Raw genomic sequence first — 4,575 nt, 5'->3', positions numbered from 1 at the left:
CGATCCTCCGCGAATCCCGTTTGCTGCCTTTGGTATCCGTCAACCAATAATGAATGGTATCGTTTTCGGGGCTTTTTTCCTTAAGATACCAGTTTTTTTCCGGTTTAATGCCTAACGGCCTAAGCTGTACGCTGTCTTTTACAGGAATATTAAAGAAAAGAGAAATTTTTTGCCTTTGTTTTCTTTCCGATCCCTGCAGATACTGATCTTTAGGCTTTTCATTAAAAGCAAGCAATACGACCTGAGGGTCAAAAATTGTATCGGCGGCAGTTAATTTTTTTTCAGGATGGCCTATGGTATCGTCAGGATAGAAATATTTGGGATGTTTAACCACATATGCCGGATGGTTTAAATTCAGCAAACTATCCGAAAACGCAATTGACTCCTTGGGGGAATCGTAAAGATTATTACTGTTGGCATCTTTTAAGACAAATAAGAGATACTTCTGTGGTTTAACATTTCTGATATAAAAATGCCCTTTTTCATCTGTTTTATCCAGATACGAAGGATTCCTCTTATAGGGCACTGAATCATCCGGATTGTCGTAAAGCATAACCGTATACGGATCTTTACTGGGCTTCAGATTAAAAGCATCTAGTATTTGCCCGCGCAACCCCAATGTATCTACTGTAACCCCTGTAGAAAAGACATATTCAAAATTTTTCAGGATATTGCCTTCGTTGTTGTCGGCCAATGAATTTTTAAAATTGAAGGTATAGGTGGTATTGTTCTGTAAAGTATCCTGAATGTTAATTTCCAGGCCTCTGTTTCTAACCAGAAATTGTGGCCGGTATTTTAAGGGAGGCGAGATGACCATCTTCTGGTAATAATCATCCTGCTTTATAAATTCATCGAAAAAAATATCAACTTTTTGCCCTTTAAAATTAGTCGAGTAATTTGCAGGTTCAGCATTAATCAGCCTGGGTGGATTATTATCTTTAGGCCCACCACTGGGATTGCCGATTTTAGCACAACGGGAAAATAAGACTGATGATAAAATCAGGACTAACAGTAAATATTTGTTTATTCTAATCACGACTCTTTTTTTTAAACTACAAACCTACACGATTTTTTTCAAATCTTTCACACTCAAAGTAAAAAAACCTGAGCATAACTTCTTCTGCCATCCATATATTATTTATTTCTTGCCCGATGTGAATTTTAGGATAGAAATATTTAATTTTGCTGGCTTGAAAACATTGGTTTAGAAAACAAAAATGGACAAACAAATGGAAATCCCATCAAAATATGATCCTTCAGCGATAGAAGAGAAATGGTATCAATATTGGCTGGAAAAAGGATTTTTTAATTCTGACCCCGATAAACGCGAACCTTATACAATTGTTATTCCTCCTCCTAATGTTACCGGAGTTTTGCACATGGGGCACATGTTGAACAATACCATACAGGATGTATTGGTCAGGCGTGCAAGAATGCAGGGCAAAAATGCCTGTTGGGTTCCGGGGACAGACCATGCTTCTATTGCTACAGAGGCTAAGGTTGTTGCCAAGCTGAGCAAGGAAGGAATAAAAAAATCCGATCTGACCCGTGAGGAGTTTTTGAAACATGCCTGGGACTGGAAAACCAAACATGGCGGCATCATTCTTGAGCAGTTGAAAAAATTAGGTGCTTCATGTGACTGGCGCAGGACCAAATTTACTATGGATCCTGAAATGTCGGAGAGTGTCATTCATGTTTTTGTTGATTTGTATAATAAAGGGCTTATATATAGGGGCGTCAGGATGGTTAACTGGGATCCTAAGGCCAAGACCGCTCTTTCGGATGAGGAAGTAATCTATCGTGAGGTAAATTCCAAGCTTTATTATGTCCGTTATCCGGTTGAAGATTCTGATCAGTTTGTGACCATTGCTACTACCCGTCCCGAAACAATCCTGGGAGATACTGCCGTTTGTGTTCATCCTGAGGACGAGAGATATTTCCACCTGAAAGGGAAAAAAGTGATCGTCCCTTTGGTCAACCGTCATGTACCCATCATCCAGGACGAATATGTTGACCGCGAATTCGGTACCGGTGCTTTAAAAATAACCCCTGCTCATGATGTGAACGATTACGAGCTGGGGATTAAACATAAACTTCAGCGCATTGATATTTTCAATGACGATGGTACTTTGAACAAGAATGCCCAACTTTACGTAGGCATGGACAGGTTTAAGGTACGTGACCTGATTGCCGGCCAGCTCAGGGATGAAGGCTACCTGGTGAAGATTGAGGATTATCAAAACAAGGTTGGTTTCTCAGAACGGACCAATGCGGTGATTGAACCCAAACTTTCCATGCAATGGTTTATGAAGATGAAAGGCCTTGCTGAACCTGCACTGGAGAATGTGATGAACGATAACATCCAGATTATCCCGGCCAAATTCAAGAATACCTACCGTCACTGGATGGAAAATGTGAAAGACTGGTGCATTTCCCGTCAATTGTGGTGGGGGCAAAGGATACCGGCTTTTTATATTTCGGATGATGAATATGTTGTTGCTGAAAATATAGACGATGCCCTGAAACTGGCCCGAGAAAAAACTGGAAATCCTGATTTGACCGCTGATCAGCTTATCCAGGATGAAGATGTACTTGATACATGGTTCTCTTCCTGGTTGTGGCCTATTTCTGTTTTCGACGGAATCAGGCATCCCGACAATCCTGATGTCAAATATTATTATCCGACCAATGACCTGGTTACTGCTCCGGAAATATTATTTTTCTGGGTGGCCAGGATGATTATGTCGGGTTATGAATACCGCGGCGAAAAACCCTTCGATCATGTTTATCTTACCGGCATTGTCCGTGACAAACAGGGGCGAAAGATGTCAAAATCCCTGGGCAATTCGCCTGATCCCCTTAAGCTCATTGACGAATACGGAGCCGACGGCGTGAGGGTGGGAATGCTACTTTGCTCACCGGCTGGTGGCGATTTGTTGTTCGATGAAGGCCTGACTGAACAGGGTCGTAATTTTGGCAATAAAATATGGAATGCTTTCAGGCTGGTAAAAGGCTGGAAGACCGCCGACATTCCTCAGCCCGAGTATGCTAAAAAATCAATTGACTGGTTTGATGCCGTACTCAACAAGACTATTGAAACTCTTGATGAGTACTATGACAAGTATCGTCTTTCTGAAGCATTGATGCTGGTTTATAGATTGTTCTGGGATGAATTTTCTTCCTGGTACCTTGAAATGATCAAACCGGGTTATCAGCAGCCCATTGATATGGTTACTTATCAGGAAACCCTCGGATTTTTCGATAAGTTGCTTAAGATTTTGCATCCGTTTGTGCCATTCATCACCGAAGAAATCTGGCATCTGATGGAAGAAAGGAAAGAAAGTGAAAGCATTATGGTTTGCCCTATGCCTGTTGCCCATAAATATGACCAGGGCCTTCTGGATGCTTTCGATTTTACCAGGGAAATAATCAGTACCATTCGGACTGTAAGGAATGACAATAATATTTCTTTCAAGGAAACTATTGCACTGGATGTATTCAACCAGGATAACAGTTTCGATAAGCAGTTTGATGAGGTGCTTATCAAGATGAGCAATCTCGAGAAGCTGAACTTCACCACGAATCGTACAGAAGGCACTCTTTCCTTTATCGTGAAGAACACTGAGTTCTTTATTCCTATCCTCGACAAGATTGATGTCAACGAAGAAATCAAAAAAGTTGAAGCCGAGCTGGCATATAGCCGGGGATTTATAGAATCGGTCATGAAAAAGCTTGGAAATGCAAATTTTATGGCTCATGCACCCGCCAAGGTGATTGAAAATGAGCAGAATAAGAAGAAAGATGCAGAAGACAAGATAAAGTTACTGGAAGAAAGGCTTGCAGTACTTAAAAAATAAAGATAGTATTTTACCGGCAGGCCGAGCAGCCTGCCGGTTACATTTTATTCATGATGGTAGGGTTCGCCTTTGAGGATGGTGAAAGCCCTGTATAATTGTTCTATAAAAATCAACCTGATCATCTGGTGCGAAAAGGTCATTTTCGACAAAGATATTTTCCCATTGGCCCGTTGATAAACTTTATCCGAAAAACCATAAGGGCCGCCAATTACAAAAATCAAATTTTTAATCCCGCTGAGCATTTTCTTCTGAAGAAAGGTTGAAAAGTTTACAGAACTATATTCTTCTCCGTGTTCATCCAGCAAAAGCACAGTATCCTGCGGTTTTAGCAGTTCAAGGATAAGCAACCCCTCCTGTTCTTTCTGCTGAAGTTCCGACAGGCTTTTTGTTTTCTTTAATTCAGGAATGGTCTTCAGTTCGAAGGTGATGTAATTTTTTAACCTGTCCTGGTAGATTCCTATTCCTTTTTTCAAATAATCGTCGTTTGTTTTTCCAATTAACAATAAGGTTATTTTCATGAATTTATCTTTCCATATAAATTAAGTGTTTCCCGGATGCTGCCGGCGAACAAATCTACAGCACTTTTGATCATTGAGTTTACAGCATTTAGTCCTATTACAATAGGCTATGATTTACGATTCCTTATCGTGGAAATAAAGCCGCTTCGCAGGCCAGGGGCCGTGTTCAGGAAAGTTTCCCGATAAATTCCTGCATTTGT

General features: G+C 40.7%; 3 protein-coding genes. 1 reads left to right on the top strand and 2 read right to left on the bottom strand.

All coding sequences use genetic code 11. The features are described 5' to 3' along the window. Positions 1–1,036 (bottom strand): Ig-like domain-containing protein (locus tag Q8907_13090; GenBank protein MDP4275206.1); only part of this gene is annotated, 1,036 nt, incomplete at its 3' end. Between the two features lie 193 nt (positions 1,037–1,229). On the opposite strand from Q8907_13090, the gene Q8907_13085 reads away from it, so the two are divergent. After that, entirely contained in the window at positions 1,230–3,857 is a 2,628-nt protein-coding gene (locus tag Q8907_13085) for a valine--tRNA ligase (GenBank protein MDP4275205.1), read from the top strand. Between the two features lie 44 nt (positions 3,858–3,901). Here the strand turns inward: Q8907_13085 and rlmH are convergent, their stop codons facing one another. Next, positions 3,902–4,375 (bottom strand): 23S rRNA (pseudouridine(1915)-N(3))-methyltransferase RlmH, encoded by a 474-nt coding sequence (rlmH, locus tag Q8907_13080; protein MDP4275204.1) that lies wholly within the window; start codon positions 4,373–4,375, stop codon positions 3,902–3,904. Positions 4,376–4,575 lie beyond the last annotated feature (200 nt).

It is taken from the genome of Bacteroidota bacterium (assembly GCA_030706565.1).
Lineage (GTDB): Bacteria > Bacteroidota > Bacteroidia > Bacteroidales > JAUZOH01 > JAUZOH01.
Note: the sequence above shows the minus strand (reverse complement) of the source record. Positions and strands in the feature narration are given on the sequence as shown.

Excerpts from the sequence above, each read along its gene's own strand:
- Q8907_13085 (MDP4275205.1), top strand. The coding sequence starts at position 1,230 with ATGGAAATCCCATCAAAATATGATCCTTCAGCGATAGAAGAGAAATGG.
- rlmH (MDP4275204.1), bottom strand. The coding sequence starts at position 4,375 with ATGAAAATAACCTTATTGTTAATTGGAAAAACAAACGACGATTATTTG.